Here is a 26,226-nt window from a genome sequence, read left to right as displayed (position 1 = left end):
GTTTTACAGGTGGTCATGATTTTAATTAATTTAATAATGATTTTCATTTTTTATTTTTACATGAACTTTTTCACATATGCCTCTATTCTTTCATCATCCCAATTGGTCGTTTCTTTTAATCCTTTCTTAATGACTTCTAAATATTCTTCTGATGGAGCTTGTTTTTTATCTCTCCAGCGTCCAGTTATCGTTTTAATTTCAATTCCATCTTTTTCAACAAGTTCTAAAATAAGGTTATACCAACCGCCTTCTTGTCTTTGGATTTCATAAAACTGCTCTTCTGTTATCTTCCACAGTCTAATGACTGAATAGTACTCGGGATTTTCTTCTTTCTCGTCAAATAAGAAAGCTACACCTTTATTTTCCCATCGTGGAGAACATCTTGCAAAATAAAGCCTGTAAAGGAACATATATCCAGCCCATATCTATTGGTTCTGTTTTATCTCTGCATCCTCTATATTCTTTGCCTCTATATTCTCCACCTTTTATGTATATAAGAAACCTTTCTCTTAGCAAATTTGACCCATACGCACCATAATAAATAATTTCACTCATTTTTCTTCTCACCTCACTATATGCAAATAAATCCCTCATAGGTAGGCTAAAAACAACAAAATAGACGTATCGGCAAATACGTCTATTTTGCATTTCAATTCCTCATAGGTAGGCTAAAAACCAGATGGATTCTAGAATGGAAATTACCTGCTGACAGTTTCAATTCCTCATAGGTAGGCTAAAAACTGTATCTTTTTTAAATATTCTTCTATGCCTGTTAGTTTGTTTCAATTCCTCATAGGTAGGCTAAAAACTTGAGTTTCCTATGTGTTGGCCATATGCGGAATCCAAGTTTCAATTCCTCATAGGTAGGCTAAAAATTAATAGCGGTAATGGTATACACACATATTGGCTACTGTTTCAATTCCTCATAGGTAGGCTAAAAACCATTTGGTATCATTTACGGTATGTCTGCCGAAACACGTTTCAATTCCTCATAGGTAGGCTAAAAACTGTCACATTTATATCCCCTGGGGCCGTGTGATCTATGTTTCAATTCCTCATAGGTAGGCTAAAAACTTTATATAGGTTTTGTGTGTCGGCAATTGTACTAAGGTTTCAATTCCTCATAGGTAGGCTAAAAACTAAAGTTTTTCTATAAGTTCAATTAACTGTTTGAATGTTTCAATTCCTCATAGGTAGGCTAAAAACTTAAAATTGACTTGTAACTAAACATAACATATAATTGGTTTCAATTCCTCATAGGTAGGCTAAAAACGATTTAGGAAGAAGTATGGCATCAGTCAGGAGAAAAAGTTTCAATTCCTCATAGGTAGGCTAAAAACAAAAGCCGAGATGGTCCAGTTTAAACTTATAGAAGCAATGTTTCAATTCCTCATAGGTAGGCTAAAAACCATCCACGTTTACATCAACTTTATCCTTGAACATGCCAAGGTTTCAATTCCTCATAGGTAGGCTAAAAACACGCTGTATTATGTATGGATCTGCAACGCTTGGGACGGTTTCAATTCCTCATAGGTAGGCTAAAAACAGAGGTTATAAGAAGTGCAAAAAGTCGAATTTGAAAGTTTCAATTCCTCATAGGTAGGCTAAAAACTTAAAAATTTTAGGGAGCATTCCTGTAATAAAGAAATATAAGATTTGAAATAAAAAGTACCTCCTGATAAAATACAAGATGTCGATTGTTCATGAACACGACTCTCAAATAACAAGGAGGTACCTAATATGAAGTATAACCAAAATACAAAAATAATGCAAATAACAGAAAAGACATTAATTGTAGGTGTAGACATTGCTAAAGAGATACATCACGCTAGAGCTTTCGATTTCAGAGGAATAGAATACGGTAAGCGTATTGAATTTAGCAATGACATTGATGGAATGAAAAGATTTTTAAAATGGGCTGCAGATATTATGAATAAAAGCAACAAAGAGCATCTGATGGTTGGCATGGAACCAACAGGCCATTATTGGCTCTGCTTTGCACAGTTTCTTAGAGATAAGAACCATAAGGTGGTACTGGTAAATCCATTCCATGTAAAGAGAAGTAAGGAATTTGATGATAACTCGCCAACTAAAAATGACAGGAAAGACCCTAAGACAATTGCAATGCTAGTTAAAGATGGAAGATATGTTGAACCTAATATACCTGAGGGTATATACAGCGAACTTAGAATTGCAGTGGACATAAGAGAGATGCTTACAAAGGATTTAAACAAGATAAAGAACCGAGTTGCAAGATGGCTTGATATATACTTTCCTGAGTTTAATAAAGTTTTTGCAGATTGGGAAGGGAAAGCAGCACTGATAACGTTAAAAGAATTTCCAACGCCTGCAAAGATATTAGGTATTGGAGCTGAGGAAATACTTGCAGCTTGGAAAAAGGAAATTAATCGTGCTGTAGGTGCAAAGAGGGCTTTAAAGCTTATAGAAGCTGCCAGTCAAAGTGTTGGTAAAAGAGATGGCATTGAGATGGCAGAGATAGAGATAAAAATTATACTTGAACAGTACGAAATGCTTGTAAAACAGTTAAAAAAAATAGAAAGCAAAATAGAAGAACTTTTCATGCAAGTACCTGGTGCTAATGAAATGCTAAGTATAAAAGGTGTAGGAGTAATAACAGCAGCAATATTTATTGCTGAAGTTGGCGATATAACAAGATATGAGCATCCAAAACAAATACAGAAGCTTGCGGGTTACAATCTGGTAGAGAATAGTTCAGGACAGCATAAAGGGCAAACCACCATAAGCAAAAGAGGAAGAAGGAGGCTAAGAAGTGCTCTATACAAAATGATAATGCCAATACTTGCAAACAATAAAGAATTTCAGGAATTACACAAATACTACACCACAAGAAAAGAAAACCCGCTTAAAAAGAAACAGTCAATGATAGTTTTATGCTGCAAGCTAATCAGAGTATTTTTTGTCATACTGAAAAAAGGAGTAAAATACAACGGAAATAAGATGTTAAGAGATATAAAAAGACCAGAGATTAGGAATGCTGCATAAATTGCACCGCTGTGGTGATGATACACCGCAGTCCCTCGTCAGTCAAGGGCAAGGACCACGTCTCAGCTTTGCTGCGTTTCACTTCACAAAGCTGACCCTTGACAGCCTCGCTCCTGCGATGGTTTGGATAATTAAGCGGTGCTAAAAATAAAGCAAATAAAGATTTAAAACTCAATTTAAAAATTCGAAGATTGACAAAGAGAGCCGGAATTGTCAGGTTGGTAATTTCACCATAAGGGCTTAAGACCCAGCAAGGGAGCATAACTGACATCCACCTCATGTAAGGCAGAACGAAGGAATTAAGGACAAAGATCCTGTGAGACATGGGAGGGTATGCCACATGAGCTTAAGTGGAATTCATAGGCCAAAATATGGAAAAACAACAGAAGCTTATTTGGGATACCTATCATATGTAAAATTAATGAATAAATAGCATTAATATACATGAGGGCTCCTTTGAAGATCATGAAAATTTGAGAATGAGTGAGATATTAAAAGAAAATCAAAGATTATAGAGGGAGGTAATAGTATGAAAGAGTTAGGTTTCAATTCCTCATAGGTAGGCTAAAAACGTGCTTGCATAAGATGTCTTTTCTAAGTCATTTATTGTTTCAATTCCTCATAGGTAGGCTAAAAACTATATAAGAGAAATCGAGAGCAAATATAAATGCAAAAGTTTCAATTCCTCATAGGTAGGCTAAAAACTCAGATGTTACTGGCTCTTCATCAACTTACTTACAGTTTCAATTCCTCATAGGTAGGCTAAAAACAATCTGCATATTGTTTACTTTATTATCAATTGCATTGTTTCAATTCCTCATAGGTAGGCTAAAAACCTTTCACTTCCTTTTACAAAGCCATTCTCTTTTTGCAAAAAATCAGGTTAATGTCAAGCTATCATCCTTGATAATGACGCAAACTCTCCTTTCTCCTAATAAAAGCTTAAAAGATAAATATCTAAAATGTCGTCGATGCCCAGCACTTTTTGCACTATCTAATGTAGACGACAAATTATTACTTAATACAACAACTTTATATAAATATATTCTACATAATTCTTCAAATTCCTCTTTATACAATTTCACTTTTCTTATCTATGTTGTATTTTTTATTTTTGTTCACGAATTGGCTATAAATTGTTCACAGCTTGTTTACAATTTATGATACAATAAGTAGTACATCTGACAACACATCATCAACACAAGCTGTGTGCTACTTCAAATACTTTTTCCTGTATTTTTTCCACAATGTTAGGTTTTCTGCCAATGCCTAATATTTTTGTGCTTTTGCTATATTTGTTGATTTCATGATAAAGACAGTCTTTTTCTATATGCTGATTTACAAATAACCTTCCTATGACAATTCCATCGTATTTCATTACACCGTATACGGTTTTTTAAACAAATCTTGATAATAATTATTGTCTGTCATATAAAACAATCCCTTTTCTCTTTTCTAATAATCAAATACCGGTTTTAAATCAATTATAAGATCATCAAAAATAGTTACCTTAACTTTATCTTCGTCAGCATATATTTCAGGTCTTCCGTATCTTTTACTATCTTGTAAAACAAACACACTTACAATTTTCCCTTCTGGTTCCACTATCCAATATTCCTTAACACCCGATTTCTCATATATATTAAATTTTTCTAATTTGTCCCGCCTCATACTTGATGACGATACAATCTCTACAATCAAATCAGGCGTACCATAATATCCAGTCTTTCGCAATCCAGATCTATCGCACACAACAACTATATCAGGCTGTAGGACATTAGTTACATCATCATCATTTTGGTTATTATCCTCTGGCAGACGTAAATCAAAGGGTGAAGTGAATACCATGCAAGTCTTATTTCGCAAATAATTTGCAAATTGTCTTGACAACTCCAATAGCACTGCTTGATGCTGCCATGTCGGTGCCGCCTGCATATAAGGCACTCCATCAATTATCTCATACCTTTCTCCTTCCGGCCATGTCAAATAATCAGCATACGTATATTTCTTATTTTCTTTCGGTAGTGGCATATATACCCCTCCTTGTATAAAACTTTTTATCTGGCATTTATAATCAAGCTAAACTTATGCTCTTTCCGTTAACCCAAAGTTCGTATTCACTTAAACATACCTATATATTTACCATATATAGCATGAAAATGTGGTGGTAATATATCCGAATTTTCTTGAAACATTATACTTATATTATATCATAAACATCCATTTAAATGTTATTTTTTCTAAATATTATAAAATCTTGATTTCTGGTTTAAAGAAATCTCTATCCCATTTAATAAAATCACAAATCACTTCCATAATCCATATCCTCCATCACAAAATCATGAAATTGACGTATGCCACTCCATTAAGACCCAAGATATCAAGCTTAAATCAAAATTGAATTTGCCTCCCGACATGGAATAAAAACAGAACCTGCAAATTGAGGTCAATAAGTGTGGGAGGCAAATTTCCAAAAAAGTACTCGTAAGAGTACTTTTCATACAAAGACCATAAAAATATACTGAAAAAAATAAAAGCACTTCCGCAAATATAAGCAGAGGTGCGTTATAAAATCGGATTTTTGTTTTGAGCAAAGCGAAAATGAAAAATCCGTACTGCTTTTATAGCACAATCATATTTTATTTTCTTCACAATCCTATAAATTCCTTGCTAATTCTTCTAAGAGTTGAGATGTATCACTTAATTCCTCTATGGAAGAAGTAATTTCTTCAAAGGCAGCAGCTTGGGTCTCAAAAAATGAACTTGATTCATTTATTTTGTTAGATATACTTTTTATAGATTCTTGTATTTTTTCTAATACTGAGTCTATTCTCCTTATAGATTCACTGCTGGTATTAGATAATTTTCGTATTTCTTCAGCAACTACACTAAAGCCTTTACCCATTTCACCAGCTCTAGCGGCTTCAATGGCTGCATTTAGTCCCAATAAATTAGTTTGTTTAGAAATGTTTTGAACAAAATTTAAAATATCATCAGTACCTTTTGCATTTTCAATAGCTTTATCAACTTCTTCTAATATCTTAGTATTGGAATTAACTACAATTTCAACTCCAGAGGAAACCTCTTGAATAGCTGAAGATATTTGTTCAAGTGATGCTGCCAGATTTTCTGATAGTGACAATACTTTATGTCTTTTTTCTAAACTTTTTCCCATAAGAAAAACTCCAATTACAGCATTATCATAATCTTTTATAGGGATGGCATATGATTTAAATGGTACTCCATATACTTCTTTAGGTACATCTTTTATGATGTAGTTTCCAGTTCTAAGGGCTTCAAAGGCTGCACCACCTTCTGGAATTGCATCACCTACTTCTGCATTAATAGGAAGCTCATCACAATTTTGTATCTCTAAATACTTTTCATTATCTACAATAGCAAAGGATACACTGTCCTCAAAAAGTATAGGTAAAAAAGCTGTTAATTTATGAAAAAAGTCAAGCATTTCATTTTTAGATATAGTTATCAAGTTTAGTCCTCCTTAATACGTTAATTTTTTAACTTATAGCAAAGCTCTATAATAAATTATATAAAATTAACGACTTTTGTCAAAAAAATCATTTTCAAATTCAACATACATAAAATTTACTAACAAAAAATCACCCACCTTTTTAGGTGAGTGATTATACTCATTCATTTTGACCATATGTTTTTTTAACCTTTAAACCCTTCAATTTACTAATTTGGTAGCGGCGAATCGCTCGCAGATTTGAACGTACTTTATTTCTATCTGCATCAAGAATCTTCTTCTGTATTTCATGAGGCTTTTCCCAGTACTTCGTACAAAGAAGAGCCTCATATTTATACAACGATTATATCACAAATTTCTATAAAAATTCTCAAAATTTTTTCTTTAACACCAAATTCAATAAAATACTATTGCTGTATAACTCTTTTTATTTTTAAATATCCTATTTTTACATAAACTTCTTCAGATATGCCCTTATTCTTTCGTCATCCCAATTAGTTGTTTCTTTTAATCCTTTCTCAATAACTTTTAAATATTCTTCTGATGGAGCTTGTATTTCATCGATCCAACATCCAGTTATTGTTTTAATTTTAACTCCATCTTTTTCACCAAGTTCTAAAATAAGGTTATACCAACATTTCCCTTCTTGTTTTTGGATTTCATAAAATTGTTCTTCAGTTATCTTCCATAGTCTAATAACTGAATAGTACTCGTGATTTTTTTCTTTCTTACCAGATAGGAAAGCTACACCTTTATTTTCCCATAGTGGAGAACATTTTGCAAAATAAAGTCTGTAAGGAGCATATATCCAACCCATATCTATTGGTTCTGTTTTGTCTCTACATCCGCTATATTCTTTACCTCTATATTCTCCGCCTTTTATATTATATATATAAGAAATCTTTCTCTCAGCAAATTTGAACCATATGCACCATAATAAATAATTTCACTCATTCTACTTCTCACCTCATTATATGCAATGACATATTTTTTATTTTACTTTTCCTAACTAATTCAATCCCTTATAGGTAGGCTAAAAACATCATTTGGGACTATAACAAAATAACTGGAGAACTAAGTTTCAATCCCTTATAGGTAGGCTAAAAACTTGTTGCTTTGCCCATCTCTGCTTTGTTCTTTAGGTAGTTTCAATCCCTCATAGGTAGGCTAAAAACGAAATACTTTATACAGTTGCAGAAGTAGCAAAATTAATGTTTCAATCCCTTATAGGTAGGCTAAAAACGGCATAGAACTTTTGAAACATTTCAGGTAAATGAATAGTTTCAATCCCTTATAGGTAGGCTAAAAACAATATTTATAATGAGGTGGTTACAATAGAAGAATGGCGGTTTCAATCCCTTATAGGTAGGCTAAAAACGCCGGGGTGAACTCTTGGGATTAAAATGGTCTGACATGTTTCAATCCCTTATAGGTAGGCTAAAAACTTTTTATTATTTTATTATTTTTTCTGACAAGTATATAAGTTTCAATCCCTTATAGGTAGGCTAAAAACCTTATTGTTATATCGCCTTTCCATTATGCATATTATTGTTTCAATCCCTTATAGGTAGGCTAAAAACCGGAGATGTTTTGAATGAAAAAGATAACTTTGACAGAGTTTCAATCCCTTATAGGTAGGCTAAAAACATATCGGCTCTTATATAGACGGAATTATATTATCAGTTTCAATCCCTTATAGGTAGGCTAAAAACTTTTTATTATTTTATTATTTTTTCTGACAAGTATATAAGTTTCAATCCCTTATAGGTAGGCTAAAAACCTTATTGTTATATCGCCTTTCCATTATGCATATTATTGTTTCAATCCCTTATAGGTAGGCTAAAAACTCAAGTCGCTATATTGAACGGTGACAAGCTGGAGATGGTTTCAATCCCTTATAGGTAGGCTAAAAACTCTTGGCAGAACCTGTTGGTGACTGGTTGGTACGAAGTTTCAATCCCTTATAGGTAGGCTAAAAACATAAAACATATTCCAGGTTGGTTCAGAGCTATTAAAAATGTGTTTCAATCCCTTATAGGTAGGCTAAAAACGTGGTACACATTGCCTTATTCTGGAGAGGAAGGTTTGTTTCAATCCCTTATAGGTAGGCTAAAAACTATACAAGCGATAGAGCGCTTTTAGAAGTCGCCAACATGGTTTCAATCCCTTATAGGTAGGCTAAAAACCAACATGGATCATTGAACACAAAAAAGAAAGAAAGGTTTCAATCCCTTATAGGTAGGCTAAAAACGGATACAGAAAGCGGGAATTCTTGGGAGTATTTTGTTATGTTTCAATCCCTTATAGGTAGGCTAAAAACATCTATTATCAGACAATTTTAAATGTTTAGAAGATTATGGTTTCAATCCCTTATAGGTAGGCTAAAAACGGAAGATCAGGGCGACACCAAGGAGGATAAGGGTCAGGGGTTTCAATCCCTTATAGGTAGGCTAAAAACGCGAGACGGAGGAATTAAGCAGGAGGACATTCTTCTGTTTCAATCCCTTATAGGTAGGCTAAAAACTTAATGTTATGAATGACAAAATTAAACAATTAGAACATTGTTTCAATCCCTTATAGGTAGGCTAAAAACATACAGGTGAGATATTCCATTTCTTAACCTGTATTGAGTTTCAATCCCTTATAGGTAGGCTAAAAACTACCGGCGGCTTGGCCGGAGCGATATACGGATACAAGTTTCAATCCCTTATAGGTAGGCTAAAAACGAAGCGGACAAGGTACTGGATATGCTAACTGTCATAGGGTTTCAATCCCTTATAGGTAGGCTAAAAACATCGATATGATACTATGAGATTGTTTAAGGTTACTAAGTTTCAATCCCTTATAGGTAGGCTAAAAACCCACCAGAAGGACATTCTTATGGCGATCTTGGACGCGTTTCAATCCCTTATAGGTAGGCTAAAAACGACGAAAACATGGCCGCTCCAATGTCCAGGGACGAAGGTTTCAATCCCTTATAGGTAGGCTAAAAACTAGCAGCGTATATTAAATCCTTAGCTTTTGCATCTGAGTTTCAATCCCTTATAGGTAGGCTAAAAACCTGGGCCGTTTGTCTTCCTGCCTGGGCGTTTGTATTAGCGTTTCAATCCCTTATAGGTAGGCTAAAAACCAAAAGGGGCGGGAAGGTTGAATTTATTCGTTATGAGTTTCAATCCCTTATAGGTAGGCTAAAAACCTTGAAAGTCCTGTCGAAGACGCTATCGCAAGCGGGTTTCAATCCCTTATAGGTAGGCTAAAAACCTTCCGCCAAAGTATTTCAATAATGGCTATGTTGACAGGTTTCAATCCCTTATAGGTAGGCTAAAAACTTGTATTTTGCGTCAAGGTATTGTTGTTAAGACTAAGTTTCAATCCCTTATAGGTAGGCTAAAAACTCTACTACCTGAAAGCTTTTTATAAATCTTTACACCGTTTCAATCCCTTATAGGTAGGCTAAAAACTTTTGGATAAAAATAAGATTTAATAATATAACTGGATCTAAGTTTCAATCCCTTATAGGTAGGCTAAAAACTTTCAAGAAATCAAGACAAGAATATATCAGAAGGAGGGTTTCAATCCCTTATAGGTAGGCTAAAAACAACCTGCTCTTCTTGCTACTGCTTTAATTTTAGTCAGTTTCAATCCCTTATAGGTAGGCTAAAAACTTTGTAGCACCTGTACTGGATACTGTATTTGTAAAAGTTTCAATCCCTTATAGGTAGGCTAAAAACTCATTCACTTCCTTATATAAAGCCACTCTTATTTTATAAAAAATCAGGTCAACGTCAAGCTATCATACTTGATAATGCTGCAAACTCTAATCTCTCCTGATAAAAGCTTAAATAAGAAATCCCTAAAATGTCGTCGATGTCCTGCTCTTTTTGCACTATTTAAGGTAGACGACAAATTATTACTTAATACAACAGCTTTATATAAATATATTCTACATAATTCTCCAAATTCCTCCTTGCATTTTAACTTTTTATGTCTATTTTGTATTTTTTTATTTTGTTCACAAATTAGCTATAAATTGTTCACAGTTTGTTTACAATTTTATGGTACAATTTAAAAAAATATTTTTGAAGGGATGTTATGTTTAAAAAAATAATTACAGCGATGTTGATTTTATCATTGGTTGTCATTCCATTTATGGCTTTTGCAGATGATACGACAAGTAGTACATCTGATAACACAACAACATCAACACAAGCAGTAACAAGCAACGATAACACTACTGTAAGCGACAGCGTTTATGATCAAACTTCAGGCGACAGCACAACAATACAAAATTCTCAGATTGACGCAATAAATTCACAAATTCAAGAATTAGAACAGGAATTGGAAACAGCTATAAATAACAATCAATTTGCAAAAGCTTTAGAAATCTCTAATAAAATTAAAGCATTAGAGCAAAAACTTAAGACATTAAGTCAAAATGATCAGTTAGAAGCACAAATCGCTGATCTAAAAACAGAAGCAATAAATGATTTTCAAAATGGCCAAATTGATAATGCAATCAATGTAATAAAACAAATAATTAGCTTAAAGCACTCTCAAGATAATTATGCGCTTCTTGGAAAAATATATCACATGGTAAAAAAAGATAATACACCGCATGTATTTGCTAATGGCAAAGAAGTATTATCTGATGTAAATCCAATGATATACAACAATCGTACATACATTCCTTTAAGAGCCGTGGCAAACGCAATTGGTGTGGACAATAACGCTATAAGCTGGGATAACAATAACAGAACAGTAAATATTAAAACAGGCAACATAAATATATACATGCCTGTAAATACAACCAATATAAAAGTAAATGGAAATGCAAAAGCAATCGATGCACCTGCCATAATATATAAAAATAGAGTAATGGTGCCATTAAGAGCAATAAGCCAACTTTTCAATAAATCTGTAAATTGGTATCAAGAAGGCCAAATTGCGACTGTTGGTGACTAAAAATAAGCTATAAGTTTAGCAAATAAGGTGACCTGTAAAAAAGGCCACCTTTTTTAATCAACTTATATAAACATCCATTTATCAAATCTTAGGCCCTATTATTTCTGATTTTGAATGGTCGTATATTGAGCCCTTGACTTTTACAGTGATAGTATCTGTAACCGTCTTTATTCCACCGCTTAAAAGTTGCTTATAAGCAGTAAACACAACTTGATAAGTACCATCAGCCATATCTTTAGGAATTATCACTACAATATCCCTTCCCTCTGCTTTCGTATGCTTTGTATGCCACGTCATTACATCTTGTGGTGGACTGGTTAAAGTAATATCTGATACTAAAGTAGTAACATTAGATGAAGTAAATTCATTTTTAGAATACCACATCTTTGCTTCTACTCTGTAAGCTTTCCCTTCTGTATTGGCGTATAAAATCATTGCTTCGCCAGCTTTATATGTTGACTTGTTAGAGCTTCCAATTACAATAAGCTTTCCTTGAACTTGTACTGTAACTGTATAAGGATCTGACCACATAGGCGTGAGGTTTGGATTTCTGCCTGTTGGGTCATCTAATACTCTTAGCTGTATCTTATACGTCCCATCATCTCCAAGTCCCATTTCCTCAAAAGTAGGCTTCCATTCGCTTATCGTCACCCACGTTCCATTAGGTTTTTGAACCTTCCACTCCCTGGCCACAATTGGATCTCCATCTGGATCATAGCTTGTGTCATCTATCGTATATGGTTCATCAGCTACTACTGGATTTGGATTTATTGTGAATCTGGCCACTGGTTTATTGTTCTCTGGTATAATAGTTACAGTCTGTGTGTAAGGTTCTGACCATAATGATGTACCAACGCGAGGATTATCTCTAACTGTTATACAGCAAATTATTTCAATATAAAAAGTGATATAAAAAGCAAAATAATTTAACCTTATCCATTATATAAAGTTAATTAATTTTCATATTCATGTATAAGATTGGTTAATCTTGCCTACAATTATAGAAAAATAATGGGGCGGTAAAATTAATTACCACCCCAAGAAAGGTATCACAATGATAATTATAGCCTTTCCAGTTAAAAATATACATGAATATATCGAAAATGAATCATATTTGTACATAGATACACCATCTGGATGTCCTAATTGCAATTACAACGGTAAATTGTATAGGCACGGTTATTACTGCAGGGGTGTCTTTATTGACAATAATTGCATAGATATTACCATAGCAAGAGTTATTTGTCCTGTATGCCATAAGACACATGCTTTAATACCGGATTTCCTTGTGCCATATTTTATCTATCCTTTATCTGTTATTCTAACTTCTTTGAAAAAAATATTTATCGATGGACATGGCACTACATATGTTGCTGATGAAATCATTAAAGAGTTTAATTTGTCTTTTGTAAAAGAGCAAAATATCAGTTATTTCAAAATGAGATTTCTCTCGATTTTGAATTATGTTCACAGCTTTTTTGCTAATTTTCGAGAATACATTGAAACAATGAACAGTTTATCACCTAGAACTTTGATAAGCAATATTTGTAAATATACAAAAGAAAAGCTAAAGTTTAATTTACACTATTTTGATTTGATGAAAGTACATTTTTTCAAAAAAGTTTAAATTTAATTCTTGGTAGAATTTTTTTGCTTTTTTACAAAAGTCGTGTTTTTTTATCATAATTTACCGCTATTTTTGACTGTATAATTATTTTAATTCGATTAAAAATGTTTAATCTGAATTTGTCTATGTAAATTTATCTAATTCGCATTTTATCTCTCCACATAACCTTTGTGAATGTACCATCATTATCCAGTCAATAATACTGATAATTAAATCGAGGAGGTTTTTAGGCATGGATAATGATGTTAAACAAAAAATTGCTTACTTTAAATTTTCTTTGATAGCACCGCTTATCAATGAAAATTACACTCAGGAAACTGCAAAAGAATATATGGAGGTTATTACTTCTAAAGTTTATGATGTGCCTTCATTAGGTAAAAGAGAATTTTCTCCTAATACAATTAAGACATGGCTTTACTGTTACAGAAAATATGGATTTGAAGGTTTATATCCAAAAAGCAGATGCGACAAAGGTGCTTCGAGAGTTTTAACTGATGATGTTAAAGCCTATATTAAGAATCTAAAACTTGATAATCCAAGAAGATCAGCTAAATCAATCTATCAGGAACTTTTGGTTAAAAAGTTTATTGAGCTTGATAAAGTATCCTTATCTACAGTTCAAAGATATCTTCGAAAAACTAAAATATCTACATCAGCATTAAACACAAAAGACAGGAGATCTTTTGAAATGGAGTATCCTAATGACTGTTGGCAATCTGATATATCAATGGGTCCATACTTAATTATCAACGACAAGAAGATTAAAACATACCTTATTGCTTTTCTGGATGATTCATCAAGGTTAATAACACATGCAGAATTTTATGATACAGATAATGTCATATCACTTATTGATGCGTTCAAAAAAGCCGTTTCGAAAAGAGGTGTTCCTAAAAAGCTATTTGTTGATAACGGCAAAGTATTCCAAAGCGAACAATTGCATTTAATATGTGCATCATTGGGAACGTCTTTATGTTATGCTGAACCGTATTCGCCAGAATCAAAAGGAAAAATCGAAAGATTTTTCAGGACATTAAAAGATCAATGGATGTATGGATTTGATTGGCAGAAAATATCTTCCATAGACGAATTGAATGAGAACTTGAATAAATATATTGAAGGAATATATCATCAAACAGTACATTCATCAACAAATATGAAGCCTATAGAGAAATTCATTAAATACACAGACACGATGAAATTCATAAATTCTAAAGAAGATCTTGATAACATATTTCTCTATAGAGTCAAAAGGCGTGTAATTAAAGATGCGACAGTATCAATAGAAAAAATTAAATTTGAAGTACCAATGCAGTATATTGGGGATTATGTAAATATACGATATTATCCAAAATCACTTGATAAAGCATATATTTTTAGCGAAGACGGTAAACTCTTACAAACAATACATCCAGTAAACAAAATTGATAATTCTAAGATAAGAAGAAAAGAAATAGACTTTTCTTTGTAAATGAAGAAAGAAGGAAAAACAATGTTCAATGTATATTATGGATTAACATTTAATCCATTTTCTAAAGACTGTGATGTGAAATATCACTACAAATCACAGGATTATATACAAGCAATGAGCAGATTAGAATTTTTAAAAGATAAAAAAGGATTTGGGTTAATAACAGGAGATCCTGGATCTGGTAAGTCATATACACTAAAATGCTTTGTAACTTCTTTAAATCCTAATATGTACAAGGTTGTGTACATACCAATATCAACACTTACCGTTATGGATTTTTACAGGTATTTATCCGACGGCTTAGGATTAATACCGAAGCATAGAAAATGTGATATGTTTCGCCAGATACAGGATGTAATATTAAGTTATCATTCAAAAAACATAACTCCCGTTATCATCGTTGATGAGGCTCAGTTCATAAGCAACTCAATCCTTGATGATTTACGTATTATATTTAATTTTGACATGGACACAAAAAATTATGCATTACTTATATTATCTGGACAAACACAATTAATTATACAGTTGAATAGACAAGCACATGAAGCATTAAGGCAGCGAATAGTTTTAAATTATTCATTTAAGGGTTTAAACAAAGATGAAACAAAAGAATATATAACATCCAGATTAAAATGTGCAGGATGCAATGAAACAATATTTACTGATGACGCAATTGAATTAATATATTCAAGCACAAATGGATATTTGAGAAAAATTAATTTACTTGCAGAAATGTCAATGATATTAGGAGCTAAAGAAAGTCAAAAAACTATAAATGGTGAGCTAGTATTTAGAGCTCAAAGTGATATAAATATTACAGAATAATTGGATATATGAGTGTATCTTCTTCTCCGGAGGGGATAAGGAAATGCAGGGGTGCAACCTGAGCACTTCGGAGAGGGTTGGTGCCATAAAACAACTTTCTCCCGGTTCAATCCGGGGGGAGAAGGTACATTCAAGATGGCATTTACCCAAAAAGCGTAAAACCTAAAGATGGATATACTTAAAGCTATATGTATATGATTTTAGAATAATATGATCTTATAGATTGTATAATGTGAATTTTTGAGTAAAAACAATGTTTAGTGATTGTTTAATCTTTATACTTTTTAGGATAAGTCAGCTTAATTAATCTCTATTTTTCAGGATGTAATATCTTGCTGTTTAACATCTAACCTTAAGCTCTATCGTATATGTTCCAACTCCCAGTGAGGAAATATTATTTGGCATTGTACCGCCATAATTTATCCACGTACCGTCAGGCTTTTGCACTCTCCACTGCCACTCCGCAATAGGATCGCCATTTGGATCATAGCTTTGATCAGTTATTGTAACTGTTTTATTAATAACCTGTGTAATTGGATTAACAGTAAACTGTGCAACAGGAGGTAAGTTTATGTTCTGCGTCGTTATTGTCTGCACTTTTGGCTCGCTCCATGCTCCTTCTAAATCTTGCACCCTAAGATACACCAAATAAGTATTGCCTACAGGAAAAGTACCTGACATTTTCCCATCGTGCCATGTTGCTTCATTTACTTCTTTCCATTTCCATTCCCATGCTTGTATACCTTTATTAGGTAGTGACATATGGTCAAGGTCATAACTCTGGTCAGCAATTGAAACAACATAATTAGAACCGCTGGGCGTCATCGACACAGCAAACTGTGCAATAGGTCTTCTGTGGACATATATATACATAGTGCTTAAGGGCTTATAGCTCCACAATCTGTAGTTATCAAATCTATCATCATCTTTAGGATTATCCCTCGCCTGATACTGGACCTCATATTTACCAACCTTATCAAATACAGTTACAGGACTATTCAGATATTTTTCATTAAAGTCAGCAAGTCCCAAACTGTTTTCAAAGTAATTCGGATCATGAATGTACATCCATCTTTCTTGATATTTAGGGTCGTTTTCCGGATCATTGTAATATGTCTTTATATCTATCGGCTCGCCTAATACGACATACTTTTCAATAATATTCTGCTGATTTTCTAAATCTTTTGCAATATAATTCGCAATAGCTGTAAGCTGATTGCTTATATTGTCATCAATAGTTTTAAATCCCCCATCTGTTATTAAGCCAATAAGTCCATCTGCTTGTGATGTAGGAAAACTCGTCTGTCCTGCCATTATTAATTTTGATGACAATTGATTTATTGTATTAGCAAAATTAGTTTTAGCATTATCATCACTATAATCTAAAAAAGATAAATCATCAAATAGTAATACATACTTGCCAGCATCTAAATCGCTGAAAACAGTATTTAAAAGACTATCCCTGATCATACTTAATTTTGCTTCAGTAGGCCTTTCAATACCAAGTAGAGTAGTTATGCTTTTTTTCTGATTGGGTGAAACTTCTTGAGAATGCCACCATAAACTTATGGCTGTATCACTAGTCTGATATGTTTGTCCAACATAGTAGCTGTTAGAATAATGCGGAATTCCATCGTCGTAAGGGAAATAAGTAAAATTGCTACTGCTCCAGTGTTCCATACGCCAATCTGTTGGAGGCGTAACTACATCATTATTTTTCAATACACCGACCGCTCTGACCTGATAAGAATCATTGTAAATCTCAAATCCTTTATCTACTACTTTTATAGGAGAACCATCATTACCTGCAACACATGTATCATAATATATCTTAAATCCTATATTTTTTTGTACGTTTGTTTTATTTGTCGCGACGAAGTTAATAAGTACATATTTATCATCATATATTGTATATATTACTTGTATATCCACTCCATTTATTGTTCCATAATTCACTGTTATCTTTCCATCAGATGTAATAATTGAAGTAGGCGTATAGCCATATAAATTATATAAATTGCCATCTATCTTCACTACAAGTGCAGATGTACCTGAAACATCTCCTGCATAAAGCAAAAATTTATTATCATCTGTCGTAATTCCCGGAAATCCTTCCACTGTAGTAACTCCAAACCTACCTGTAGTATCTACTGTTGCTTTAATAATATAACTCGACACAGTATACTGGCTGCCATTGAAGCTTGTATTACCGCCATATGTTCCTGTTCCAAAGTCGCTATCAATAACTTTCACATCAATATTTTTGCTCTTTAAAAGCGGTATTAATAAATTATTTATACCATCCTCCAGTTGTTTTACCCTTGCATCATAATTATTCAGTTTACCAACCCTTATGACCAATTCTGCTTTTTTCTTTTCATACATCTCAAAATCTACTACAGGCTGTAAGTTTATTACTTCACATATCTTATCTTTCATAGGTTTATTTGAAGTATCAGCAGTTTTGTAATCAGATGGTGACACAAACTCAGGTATAGTTTCCTCCCCAAAATCTTCTTTAACTGAAAGCTCAAATAAATACTTACCAACATCTTTTGTATACAAAACAAGATTAACATTATTACCGCTGTCTAAAGTTACCCATTGTTCATCATCAAAATTTCCATCATTATTACTGTCATATTTGTATTTCCAGATTCTTTGAACGATTTTATCTCCATCAGGAGAATAAGAAGCATCTATAAGCTGTATCTTTGCCATATTACTGTTTGCAGGGTCTCTTAAAGCAGTTGTCATTACAAAAAAGTCAGCAACAGGCGGTAAATCTTCAACAACGGTTAATGTCTTTTCATACCAATCAGAGTAATTTCCTGCACTGTTTTTTACTTTTACTCTTACTTTGTAATCTCCAGCTTTCTTAAAGAGAACTGTTCTTGTTTTCATATCCGTTGATGACACTATCTTTATATCATCCTGCGTCAAACCACTGCTTACAGGTGTTATCTCCCATTCTGTTGCATCCCAAACCATTGGATATTTCGGCGACGTATAGCTTCCTGATGCATCTAAAACTACTTTTCTGTTTTCTTTTAATGCTCCTGTATAATCAAAAAACGCTTCAGGAATAGCAGGTTTTACTTCTATCTGTTTCTCTGCAGTGTCTTTTAATCCATCATTGTCTGTTACAGTAAGCTTTATTGTATATGTCCCAATATTGCTAAAAGATATTGTTCCACTGTCACCTGAAATAGAGCCTTCAATGCCGCTTGACGGGCTGAATCCCCAGCTATAATTTGTTATAACCCCATCTGGATCATAACTGGAAGAACTTATTCTAACATCATCACCCTGTATAACTTCTGATGGGGCATTTATTCCGGCAACTGGCGGTACAGGTGTTGGGGCTGGTGGAGGTGTAGGTTCCGGCGTTGGCGCATCTTCATATTGACCAATTATTTTTGTCGTCTCTACTTCTGAAGTCTTGTTTATACTTTGGTCATAAACTCGGACTTTCGCCCAAACTTTATCTCCCGGTTTTGCATTACTTATTAATTTTGTATATTTTGCCTGTGAAAGAGACGCTAAATTCTGCAATACTGTGCCATCTGAACCCAATAAATCTGTTCCATTCACCTGCAGCCAAAATCTTGCACCAAAAGGTCCTGTACCACTCGATACTGATGAACTGGCATCAATGGTCGCATTTACATTTCCTGTTGTTCCTATTTTAAGAGATGGTGGATCTAACGTAAGATTTATTCCCGCTTGTATATTTCCTGGTGGAGGTGGTGGTGTTGCTGCAGCACTTACCGTAAATGTGAAATCTTTTCTTGTAAGCCTATCTACAGCATCTCTAACATACAAAGTTATAGTATGCTGGCCAGCATTAAAAGTCTTTGCAATTGTATCAGTAAAATTTTGTTGATTTAACAATGTCTTAGCGCTAATAACTCTTTGTCCATCTATGTCAACTGTATATACAATTTTATCTTGAAGTCCTAAAGTATTTTTTAAATCGGTATTCCAGAAATTAAAAAATGATGTTCCAGAAACCATAATCTTTACATTATCATTTTCCTTAGGATTTGCTGGTGAAATAGATATGTTTGCAGAAGGAGGTCTTGTTGTAGCAACATATACTTCTCCTTTGCCTCCCTTCTCATCCAATACCTTATATCCTGTCACATGAGCACCACAAAGCTCCGTAAGATATCTAATATATACTCGGTCAGAACCAGATATATTAAGCTTGATTTGACTTAAATATGTATTAACGAAAGATGGATTACCACCAAACGCTGTTATCCACTGTGGTATAGTGCTGTATTTTATAAAATTGTACTGTTCTGCACTGCCACCTGAATAGATGTGTCTTACTACCTTGTCATATCCTGCAAGCGTACCATCTACCATCACATTCCACTTGCCTGAGTAAAGTTTCTTATCATTAGATTTTGGTGGAATTGGGTTTGCAAAAGGAATTATTGCCGTAATTGTTACAGGAGTATCAATGGCTAAATTCAAATCTCCTGAATCATCTATTACTGCAGCATAAACATTCTTAGACTTTGGCATATAAATTAATCCTGTCAAAAAAGTAATTAAAGTGATAATAGATAGAATTCTTTTAAATCTTTTTGACAAAAGCATCAACTCCTTTTAAATTTTTTCTATAAAAAAAGAAGCCTCAGTTTCACCTGAAGCTTCTATAAAGTAAGCATTATATACTCGGAGGCGTAGTATATTTAGCTCTCCATATCATTATTGTCCCATCATTTAAATACTGTACTGCATGGTCTAAATTCTCAGCTACAAATCTTAGAGGAAGCATTGTATATCCACTTTTGACATATACTTTTCTTGGCATTTTAACAGTGTTTCCATCTACTACTGCATTATCAGAACCTACTTTTAATACAACTGTTTTTCCTTTATCTTTTATGGTTATTTCTTGTGTTTTAGAGTCGTAATCAACTGTCGCACCCAATTCTTCCATTACGCCTCTAAGCGGTATCATTGAGACTCCATTATCGGATATGACTTCCGTCGGCAGTTTCCCTTTATTTTCTTTAAGCTCATATCTTACAGTAATGTCGTCTTTTCCAATCCAAACATCTACCCCATCCCAATTATAGATACATTCATCAGTATATCCATTCCACTTAGGATCAATCAAATATCTATTGTATGCAGGATCTTTTAAACCTTCCCATCTATCATAAAAATTTTGAAGCAATACATCTTTGTATTTCGTCTCTTGCCACGGAGTACCATTAATGCTGACAAGATTTATTGTAACAAGTCCTTTCCAAAAATCGTATTTTAATGTGTCAGGATTATTATACTTGATTTCGCCATATAATTCTTTATAATTTTCTCTCAGTTTAGTAACATCGCATAACGCAACCGCACTACCACCTTCACTTTGATAATATTCTAAATTATTATTTGCTAAAAAGCTTCCAACTACAACAATTAATCTGTCCGTATTTTTAAGCTTATCGCTATATGCTATTTCTTTTTCTTTACCCGGCATAATACTATACCATCCTAATTTGTCATGACCATTTTCATCAGGTGATATTGCTTTTATCCAGCCTTTGTCTATCCAGTCTTGATAAGGTAATTCATCACTCTGACTTGAAGCTAAAGCAAAAACAGGAATGGATAAAAAGATTAGTAAAAACGCAATGACCATAGAAACAGTTTTTCTCATTTTAAAAGCTCCTTTCTTTCATTTTAATAATCAAATACATCTTTCAAATCGATTTCCAATGATTCAAAAATCCCTACCTTTATATTGTCTTCTTCTGAATATACTTCTGGTCTTTTGTATTTACCATCTTCGCCTAAATGGTACGACAGCACAGTTTTTTCATCAGGAAATACGATCCAATATACTTTTACTCCAGCCTTTTCATATAAATAAAATTTTTCTTTTAAATCCCTCTTTAATGTTGAAGGAGAAACTACTTCTACAATCATATCAGGACTTCCTTTACAGCCTTTATCATCCAGTTTTCTCGGATCACACACTATCACTATGTCAGGCTGTACTACATTTGTCACATCATCACTAACATTCTCATCAAGCAATCTTACATCAAATGGAGCATTATAGACCTCACAAGTCTTTCCTTTTAAATAATTATGGATATAAGCAAATAATTCTCCTACAACTTTCTGATGTTTCCGCTCCAGTGATGGACTCATATTATATGGAACTCCATTTATTATCTCCCATCTTTCTCCTTCCGGCCACGTCAAATAATCAGCATACGTATATTTTTTACTTTCTTTTGGTAATGACATATATATTCCCTCCTGTATAAAGCTGTCCTATTTGACATTTTTATCAAGCCAAACTTATGCTCTTTCCGTTATTCCAAAGTTCATATTCACTTAAGTCTATATCACTGTTCCAACTTATGCCATACCCTCCAACGTCAACTTTTACTGCTCTAAAATATGCTTTATTTTTTAATAGTTCAAATGGCCATTCATTAAGTTTTTGTTTGATATCATATTCTTTTATTACTCCATTTTCAAAAGTAACAATCAATTTGTAATCATCTGCAGCCTTTACATCAATAATTTTATACATATCTCATCACTCCAATCCGGGTAACCTTATGAATTTTTGACTTTCCCAAATATCTAATAGCTCGTTTTGATATTTACTTGCCCACTCAATAATCATTTCTCTTGCCCTTTTAGGAAGATCTCCCTCAATCATTTCTAAAGTATTTATGTTAAACATACCTACATATTCACCATATATAGCATGAAAATGCGGTGGTAAATGATCTCCAAAATACATTTTTATTACTATCCCATAAAACCTCGTTATTTCTGGCATTTTAATATCACTCCTTATTTTTAAAACATTAATATATCCGAATTTTCTTGAAACATTACACTTATATTATATCATAAACATCCATATTCATGTTATTTTTTCTAAATATTATAAAATTTTGCTTTTTGATTCAGAGAAAACTCTTTGATCTCCTTATCTATTGTTAATAATACATATCTACCATCTCTAAACTCGACCCTGCCACATATCCATCTAAGACTCCAATTATCCCATAAATCTACGAAATCACCAGAATGCAGATCATACCCTCCTATGTTATATCTGTCTGTCTCATAATTCCATTTAACAAAACCATTAATCACTTCCATCTCGATATCCCCCTTTAAGAAATCATAATATTGAAACATGCTACTCTACTAAGACCCAAAACATTAAGCTCAAATCAAAATTAAATTTGCCTCCCGGCAGGGAATAAAAACAGAGCCTGCGAATTGAAGGTCAAGAGGCGTGGGAGGGATACCGGACTGAAGCGCAGCGAAAGGAGGATATGCTCACACGGCAAAAGCGAACCTCTTGACCGTAAACCGAGCAGGCGTATAATCCAAAAAGCGGGAGGCAAATTTTAAAAAAGTACTCGCAAGAGTACTTTCCATTATTTAGACCCAAAAAATATACAAAAAATAAAAGCACTTCTGCAAATATAAGCAGAGGTGCGTTATAAATTCGGATTTTTGATTAGCAAAGCGAAAATGAAAAATCCGTACTTCTATAATAGAATTTTATACAATATAATTTTCAAACAAAATGTAGTGAAAATCATTTTATCTCAATTTACTGATTAGACACTCTTTGACTATTATAGTATTTCCTTAAAGCTATGATTCCAAGGATTTCTAGCCCAATACCTATTCCTATGCAAAGTCCATCTACGAAATCTCCAACTACAATGTATCTTCTAATAATTTCCGTAAAAGAAATCAGTAAAGCACCTGCAAAAATAAAGTGATACCCAAGTTTGCTATTTTTTAGCTGCTTTCTCAAAATCATGTATAAATCTCCCTTTATTAAACTAAGAACAAAACACTAAAATACTGTTTACTTTTATGTTCATCGTGTTATAATATAAGTGAGAGTAATCGGCACCGCAAAGTGCGGTCGCCCAGCGTAAGTTATAAAGTTATAACCACTCTGGTTGCAGCAGGGTGGTTATTTTTTTCTGTTAAAACTAAGAATTGCTATGACGAACATTCCAAACATTATCATTAAAGACAATGTTTCATATGTATTCATCATAAGCAACCACCTCCCTTCGCGGGAAAGTGGCAACCACACCCTGCTATATCCGATTACTCTATCCATATAATACCACAATAACGTAGATATCTACAACATAAGAATGCAAAATCTGTTTCTAAATCAGTAACTTTTCAAATAAAGCTCTCTTTTTCCGTCTATTTGGTAATACCGGATCAAGTAGCTTTAAAATGACCGAATCATTGTCTTTACTGAAAGGGTTGGGACAGTAAGGAAAAGCCGTTCCTTTAATATATGTATAAAAAGAAAATTCATCTACATCACTGTTTGATGCTAAAGGAAAGATAATACTAAATTCATTGTCAAGCTTATCCATACACTCATTCCATCTCCATTTTGCAGCCGATGCAACAATAAAAGCCTCATCTGCTCTATACATCTCTCTAATCCTTGACGAATCCAAAACACCAAGATCTCTAATGACATATTCATATTGTCCTGCCTTAATCTCTTTGACCAACGTATCAAAATTCCAATCACCTCTGTCTTTACTCTCATTTAATGCAAAAATATCTATTCCATGAATCACATGCGAATCTTTTACTTTCCCTTCTTTTGCTTTCAAAACATTTATGAAATATGAGAACGCAGGTCTTTGGTTATCCTCTATAACAGCTACCGAATAGCCTGAACGTGAAAGAAAAGAAGCTAAAGAAAAAGCTGTATGAGTACATCCCAAACCATGTGCGGCACCAGCAACTGCTATAACAATAACACCAGAAGGTCTCTCTTCTATTACTACTCTTTCTCTATTTCGTCCACCATCACTTACAAACTGCCCTGTATGCCATCTTGCAGCCTGTGAATATGTTGCAGGAGTAGACAGCAAAACATTATTAATTATCTCATTCCAATCTAAATCTTTTACCTCTGCAACTATATCGTATATACCAAGGCCAACTATAGAAGAAATTATCTCATCGCCTGGTTTTCTTTCAGGAGCAATAATGATCACTCTTGTATTTGGCCTTGATATTCTAAAACTTTGAAGTGCAGAAACAATCTCCTTTCCTGGAAAAACATCTATATCTACCAGTATAGCCTCAGAAGAAATTCTTGAAGCTGAGTAGAATACATCTTTCACGCTTTCAGAGTCCAGTTTACCAATATGCTTAAAAACAATATCTTCTCCACTTTCCAAAATATCTTTTATCTTCTCTGACATCTGTTTAGTAACAATAATTGATAGAAGCAAATTTTCACCTCCATAAAATTAAAAGCACTTCTGCAAATATAAGCAGAGGTGCGTTATAAATTCGGATTTTTGTTTTGAGTAAAACGAAAATGAAAAATCCGTACTGCTTTTAATACAATTTTTGCATGTTCAATTCATAAACGTGTTAATAATAGAATGATTGTTTACTTTTGCACTTTTTTGTGTTATAATAAACATAGGTAATCGGCACCGCAAAGTGCGGTCGCCACACAGCGAAAAATTTATCTAATCACTCTGCGTGGCGGGCAGGGTGATTATTTTTTTCCTTTGTTGTTATCCTTTATCAGGCTAACAATCAAGGAGATTAGTGATATTGTAAACATCCCAAATGCAATCATTATCTGAATTGCTTGGTATGTACTCATATCACACCACCTCCTTTCTTTTGCGAAATAGAGGTGGCAACCACACCCTGCTATATCCGATTACCATATCCATATAATACCATAAAAGTCCATATATCTTCAATATAAAAATCTATTTCTATTCTTTTTCAATTTGATATTTCATCCTTGATATCTCATAAATAATTCCGATACGGAAATCAAGCAGATCGTCTAATTTTTGGTTATTATGGCTATTATACCAGCATAACCCATCTGTATATACATGATCGTAAAGTTTACTGACATCATATTCATCAGCTTCAATATATCCCCTTTTAAATCCAACACCTGCAGCTATAGAATGCATTCCATTATATACAAAACAGATATTTATAGGTGAAAAATAATAGGCCTTATGATTGGTTTTTTGATATACAAATTCATTTCTCCCTATATTTTTAATACTTTCTCTCATCTTTTCTCTGTGCCATGGAAAAACTAAAACACATTCTTTTGCTAAATCAACCTCTTTTACTTCAGCATCGGCTTCATATATTGAAAGCCTGATTCCTTCTTTATTGTAATAATAGTAAGGAAAAGGAAGTTGTATTCTCAATTCCCTATCAAACCATTCTTCCCTATAAAAAATATCCGTTAAAATATCATATTTTAAATCTTCTCTAACAACGCTAAGTATATAATCCAATATTAAAATCTGGTCTTCTTTTGTTTTTTCTTCTTCATAGATTTGTTGAGCAAATTCAAGAGCATACTTAAACTCATAAGCCGGATCCATCTTAGCTAAAAAACTTTTATTTTCTACCCTTCTCTTAAAAATTGTTCTAAACAAAACTTCGTCCCACCTCCTCTTCTAACAATTTAATGACGTTGTAATAAATCCTGCCTTGAAGAAATGGTTCATAATGCATCAAAGATATCAGTTCATTACACGCCCTCATGTATTTTTGCTCTTTAAGGGCCTTTTTAATTTTAACAAGGTGAAAAATGTATGACATATGAAGTATATCTCTTTTTTCATATTTTTTGGAAGGTTTCAATTTCTTAAATTCCACGTAAAATTCCTGCAAAGCCCTTCTTGCCTCTAAATTCCTTTCTTCTCCCTCATCATTTTCCCAGCTGTTATAAGGATTTAAAATATAATAAAGCTTTTCCATCTCTCTGCCTCCATT

The 26,226-nt window shown here is 33.3% G+C and carries 24 protein-coding genes and 3 CRISPR repeat arrays; of the genes, 5 read left to right on the top strand and 19 right to left on the bottom strand.

What is annotated here, in order from left to right; all coding sequences use genetic code 11:
* Nucleotides 1-56: 56 nt before the first annotated feature.
* Complete coding sequence (locus TTHE_RS01620; protein WP_013296873.1) at nucleotides 57-410, bottom strand: hypothetical protein; 354 nt, start codon at nucleotides 408-410, stop codon at nucleotides 57-59.
* Complete coding sequence (locus TTHE_RS01615; RefSeq protein WP_041587409.1) at nucleotides 358-555, bottom strand: hypothetical protein; 198 nt, start codon at nucleotides 553-555, stop codon at nucleotides 358-360. Before TTHE_RS01615 ends, TTHE_RS01620 begins: the two co-directional genes overlap by 53 nt.
* Nucleotides 556-579: 24 nt before the next feature.
* Nucleotides 580-1,612: a CRISPR direct-repeat array (repeat unit 30 nt; unit sequence GTTTCAATTCCTCATAGGTAGGCTAAAAAC).
* Between the two features lie 128 nt (nucleotides 1,613-1,740).
* Between TTHE_RS01615 and TTHE_RS01610 the strand changes: the two genes are divergently transcribed.
* The gene (locus tag TTHE_RS01610) at nucleotides 1,741-3,024 is read left to right on the top strand and encodes an IS110 family RNA-guided transposase (RefSeq protein WP_013296871.1); all 1,284 of its coding nucleotides are present in this window, start codon (nucleotides 1,741-1,743) and stop codon (nucleotides 3,022-3,024) included.
* 542 nt (nucleotides 3,025-3,566) lie between these two features.
* Nucleotides 3,567-3,860: direct repeats of the CRISPR family, unit length 30 nt; unit sequence GTTTCAATTCCTCATAGGTAGGCTAAAAAC.
* A 359-nt stretch (nucleotides 3,861-4,219) separates the two neighbouring features.
* On the opposite strand, the gene TTHE_RS01600 is transcribed toward TTHE_RS01610, so the two are convergent.
* The 4 genes from TTHE_RS01600 to TTHE_RS01580 all read right to left on the bottom strand — a co-directional run bounded on the left by TTHE_RS01600 (nucleotide 4,220) and on the right by TTHE_RS01580 (nucleotide 7,331).
* Nucleotides 4,220-4,402, bottom strand: a complete 183-nt coding sequence (locus tag TTHE_RS01600; protein ID WP_041587408.1) for a hypothetical protein — start codon at nucleotides 4,400-4,402, stop codon at nucleotides 4,220-4,222.
* A gap of 77 nt (nucleotides 4,403-4,479) precedes the next feature.
* Complete coding sequence (locus tag TTHE_RS01595; RefSeq protein ID WP_013296870.1) at nucleotides 4,480-5,055, bottom strand: Uma2 family endonuclease; 576 nt, start codon at nucleotides 5,053-5,055, stop codon at nucleotides 4,480-4,482.
* Between the two features lie 625 nt (nucleotides 5,056-5,680).
* The gene (locus tag TTHE_RS01590) at nucleotides 5,681-6,514 is read right to left on the bottom strand and encodes a methyl-accepting chemotaxis protein (protein WP_013296869.1); all 834 of its coding nucleotides are present in this window, start codon (nucleotides 6,512-6,514) and stop codon (nucleotides 5,681-5,683) included.
* Nucleotides 6,515-6,962: 448 nt separating this feature from the next.
* Nucleotides 6,963-7,331 (bottom strand): hypothetical protein, encoded by a 369-nt coding sequence (locus TTHE_RS01580; RefSeq protein WP_041587406.1) that lies wholly within the window; start codon nucleotides 7,329-7,331, stop codon nucleotides 6,963-6,965.
* 194 nt (nucleotides 7,332-7,525) lie between these two features.
* A CRISPR array of direct repeats spans nucleotides 7,526-10,245; the repeat unit is 30 nt; unit sequence GTTTCAATCCCTTATAGGTAGGCTAAAAAC.
* Nucleotides 10,246-10,606: 361 nt separating this feature from the next.
* Here TTHE_RS01580 and TTHE_RS01575 point away from each other — a divergent pair.
* Nucleotides 10,607-11,476, top strand: a complete 870-nt coding sequence (locus tag TTHE_RS01575) for a copper amine oxidase N-terminal domain-containing protein (RefSeq protein WP_013296868.1) — start codon at nucleotides 10,607-10,609, stop codon at nucleotides 11,474-11,476.
* Nucleotides 11,477-11,557: 81 nt separating this feature from the next.
* Here TTHE_RS01575 and TTHE_RS14120 read toward each other — a convergent pair whose 3' ends face one another.
* Nucleotides 11,558-12,262 carry a hypothetical protein gene (locus TTHE_RS14120; protein ID WP_041587405.1) on the bottom strand — a complete coding sequence of 235 codons (705 nt, stop codon included), beginning with the start codon at nucleotides 12,260-12,262 and terminating at the stop codon, nucleotides 11,558-11,560.
* Between the two features lie 268 nt (nucleotides 12,263-12,530).
* On the opposite strand from TTHE_RS14120, the gene TTHE_RS13690 reads away from it, so the two are divergent.
* The 3 genes from TTHE_RS13690 (at nucleotide 12,531) to TTHE_RS01555 (ending at nucleotide 15,399) form a co-directional block, all read left to right on the top strand.
* A complete protein-coding gene (locus TTHE_RS13690; RefSeq protein WP_013296617.1) occupies nucleotides 12,531-13,103 on the top strand; it encodes a DUF6431 domain-containing protein in 573 nt (190 codons plus the stop codon).
* Between the two features lie 232 nt (nucleotides 13,104-13,335).
* Nucleotides 13,336-14,574, top strand: coding sequence for a DDE-type integrase/transposase/recombinase (locus tag TTHE_RS01560; RefSeq protein WP_013296616.1), 1,239 nt, complete (start codon nucleotides 13,336-13,338; stop codon nucleotides 14,572-14,574).
* Complete coding sequence (locus TTHE_RS01555; protein WP_231292682.1) at nucleotides 14,575-15,399, top strand: ExeA family protein; 825 nt, start codon at nucleotides 14,575-14,577, stop codon at nucleotides 15,397-15,399.
* Nucleotides 15,400-15,738: 339 nt separating this feature from the next.
* Here TTHE_RS01555 and TTHE_RS01550 read toward each other — a convergent pair whose 3' ends face one another.
* The 12 genes from TTHE_RS01550 to TTHE_RS01505 all read right to left on the bottom strand — a co-directional run bounded on the left by TTHE_RS01550 (nucleotide 15,739) and on the right by TTHE_RS01505 (nucleotide 26,211).
* Nucleotides 15,739-19,935 carry a PKD domain-containing protein gene (locus TTHE_RS01550; protein WP_231292703.1) on the bottom strand — a complete coding sequence of 1,399 codons (4,197 nt, stop codon included), beginning with the start codon at nucleotides 19,933-19,935 and terminating at the stop codon, nucleotides 15,739-15,741.
* Nucleotides 19,936-20,080: 145 nt separating this feature from the next.
* Nucleotides 20,081-21,076, bottom strand: a complete 996-nt coding sequence (locus tag TTHE_RS01545; RefSeq protein WP_013296865.1) for a stalk domain-containing protein — start codon at nucleotides 21,074-21,076, stop codon at nucleotides 20,081-20,083.
* A 23-nt stretch (nucleotides 21,077-21,099) separates the two neighbouring features.
* The gene (locus TTHE_RS01540; RefSeq protein ID WP_013296864.1) at nucleotides 21,100-21,672 is read right to left on the bottom strand and encodes a Uma2 family endonuclease; all 573 of its coding nucleotides are present in this window, start codon (nucleotides 21,670-21,672) and stop codon (nucleotides 21,100-21,102) included.
* 43 nt (nucleotides 21,673-21,715) lie between these two features.
* Nucleotides 21,716-21,964, bottom strand: coding sequence for a DUF2442 domain-containing protein (locus TTHE_RS01535; protein ID WP_013296863.1), 249 nt, complete (start codon nucleotides 21,962-21,964; stop codon nucleotides 21,716-21,718).
* 6 nt (nucleotides 21,965-21,970) lie between these two features.
* Nucleotides 21,971-22,219 (bottom strand): type II toxin-antitoxin system toxin DhiT, encoded by a 249-nt coding sequence (gene dhiT, locus TTHE_RS01530; protein ID WP_013296862.1) that lies wholly within the window; start codon nucleotides 22,217-22,219, stop codon nucleotides 21,971-21,973.
* Between the two features lie 101 nt (nucleotides 22,220-22,320).
* Nucleotides 22,321-22,548 (bottom strand): DUF5348 domain-containing protein, encoded by a 228-nt coding sequence (locus TTHE_RS01525; protein ID WP_013296861.1) that lies wholly within the window; start codon nucleotides 22,546-22,548, stop codon nucleotides 22,321-22,323.
* Nucleotides 22,549-23,011: 463 nt separating this feature from the next.
* Entirely contained in the window at nucleotides 23,012-23,227 is a 216-nt protein-coding gene (locus TTHE_RS01520; protein ID WP_013296860.1) for a hypothetical protein, read from the bottom strand.
* A gap of 159 nt (nucleotides 23,228-23,386) precedes the next feature.
* On the bottom strand, nucleotides 23,387-23,470 hold the full coding sequence (locus TTHE_RS14960; RefSeq protein WP_223814591.1) for a putative holin-like toxin: 84 nt from the start codon (nucleotides 23,468-23,470) through the stop codon (nucleotides 23,387-23,389).
* A gap of 121 nt (nucleotides 23,471-23,591) precedes the next feature.
* Nucleotides 23,592-24,689: a hypothetical protein gene (locus tag TTHE_RS01515; RefSeq protein WP_013296859.1), complete on the bottom strand. Its 1,098-nt coding sequence runs from the start codon at nucleotides 24,687-24,689 to the stop codon at nucleotides 23,592-23,594.
* Nucleotides 24,690-24,964: 275 nt separating this feature from the next.
* Nucleotides 24,965-25,075, bottom strand: a complete 111-nt coding sequence (locus tag TTHE_RS13875) for a putative holin-like toxin (protein ID WP_081441837.1) — start codon at nucleotides 25,073-25,075, stop codon at nucleotides 24,965-24,967.
* Nucleotides 25,076-25,193: 118 nt separating this feature from the next.
* On the bottom strand, nucleotides 25,194-25,886 hold the full coding sequence (locus tag TTHE_RS01510; protein WP_013296858.1) for a DUF6710 family protein: 693 nt from the start codon (nucleotides 25,884-25,886) through the stop codon (nucleotides 25,194-25,196).
* Nucleotides 25,879-26,211, bottom strand: a complete 333-nt coding sequence (locus TTHE_RS01505; protein WP_013296857.1) for a hypothetical protein — start codon at nucleotides 26,209-26,211, stop codon at nucleotides 25,879-25,881. The genes TTHE_RS01510 and TTHE_RS01505 overlap by 8 nt, the downstream gene beginning before the upstream one ends.
* Nucleotides 26,212-26,226: the final 15 nt, after the last annotated feature.

Origin of the sequence: Thermoanaerobacterium thermosaccharolyticum DSM 571 (assembly GCF_000145615.1) — a bacterium.
Taxonomy (GTDB): Bacteria; Bacillota; Thermoanaerobacteria; order Thermoanaerobacterales; family Thermoanaerobacteraceae; genus Thermoanaerobacterium; species Thermoanaerobacterium thermosaccharolyticum.
Note: the sequence above shows the minus strand (reverse complement) of the source record. Positions and strands in the feature narration are given on the sequence as shown.

Bases quoted from the DNA above. Each gene is read 5' to 3' on its own strand.
- TTHE_RS01555 (WP_231292682.1), top strand. From the start codon at position 14,575: ATGAAGAAAGAAGGAAAAACAATGTTCAATGTATATTATGGATTAACA.
- TTHE_RS01615 (WP_041587409.1), bottom strand. From the start codon at position 555: ATGAGTGAAATTATTTATTATGGTGCGTATGGGTCAAATTTGCTAAGA.
- TTHE_RS14960 (WP_223814591.1), bottom strand. From the start codon at position 23,470: ATGAATACATATGAAACATTGTCTTTAATGATAATGTTTGGAATGTTC.
- TTHE_RS01550 (WP_231292703.1), bottom strand. From the start codon at position 19,935: ATGCCAAAGTCTAAGAATGTTTATGCTGCAGTAATAGATGATTCAGGA.
- TTHE_RS01540 (WP_013296864.1), bottom strand. From the start codon at position 21,672: ATGTCATTACCAAAAGAAAGTAAAAAATATACGTATGCTGATTATTTG.
- TTHE_RS01575 (WP_013296868.1), top strand. From the start codon at position 10,607: ATGTTTAAAAAAATAATTACAGCGATGTTGATTTTATCATTGGTTGTC.
- TTHE_RS01525 (WP_013296861.1), bottom strand. From the start codon at position 22,548: ATGGAAGTGATTAATGGTTTTGTTAAATGGAATTATGAGACAGACAGA.
- TTHE_RS01610 (WP_013296871.1), top strand. From the start codon at position 1,741: ATGAAGTATAACCAAAATACAAAAATAATGCAAATAACAGAAAAGACA.
- TTHE_RS13690 (WP_013296617.1), top strand. From the start codon at position 12,531: ATGATAATTATAGCCTTTCCAGTTAAAAATATACATGAATATATCGAA.
- TTHE_RS01600 (WP_041587408.1), bottom strand. From the start codon at position 4,402: ATGAAATACGATGGAATTGTCATAGGAAGGTTATTTGTAAATCAGCAT.
- TTHE_RS01520 (WP_013296860.1), bottom strand. From the start codon at position 23,227: ATGATTTTGAGAAAGCAGCTAAAAAATAGCAAACTTGGGTATCACTTT.
- TTHE_RS01505 (WP_013296857.1), bottom strand. From the start codon at position 26,211: ATGGAAAAGCTTTATTATATTTTAAATCCTTATAACAGCTGGGAAAAT.
- TTHE_RS13875 (WP_081441837.1), bottom strand. From the start codon at position 25,075: ATGAGTACATACCAAGCAATTCAGATAATGATTGCATTTGGGATGTTT.
- TTHE_RS01560 (WP_013296616.1), top strand. From the start codon at position 13,336: ATGGATAATGATGTTAAACAAAAAATTGCTTACTTTAAATTTTCTTTG.
- TTHE_RS01595 (WP_013296870.1), bottom strand. From the start codon at position 5,055: ATGCCACTACCGAAAGAAAATAAGAAATATACGTATGCTGATTATTTG.
- TTHE_RS01620 (WP_013296873.1), bottom strand. From the start codon at position 410: ATGTTCCTTTACAGGCTTTATTTTGCAAGATGTTCTCCACGATGGGAA.
- TTHE_RS01580 (WP_041587406.1), bottom strand. From the start codon at position 7,331: ATGGGTTGGATATATGCTCCTTACAGACTTTATTTTGCAAAATGTTCT.
- TTHE_RS01545 (WP_013296865.1), bottom strand. From the start codon at position 21,076: ATGAGAAAAACTGTTTCTATGGTCATTGCGTTTTTACTAATCTTTTTA.
- dhiT (WP_013296862.1), bottom strand. From the start codon at position 22,219: ATGCCAGAAATAACGAGGTTTTATGGGATAGTAATAAAAATGTATTTT.
- TTHE_RS01535 (WP_013296863.1), bottom strand. From the start codon at position 21,964: ATGTATAAAATTATTGATGTAAAGGCTGCAGATGATTACAAATTGATT.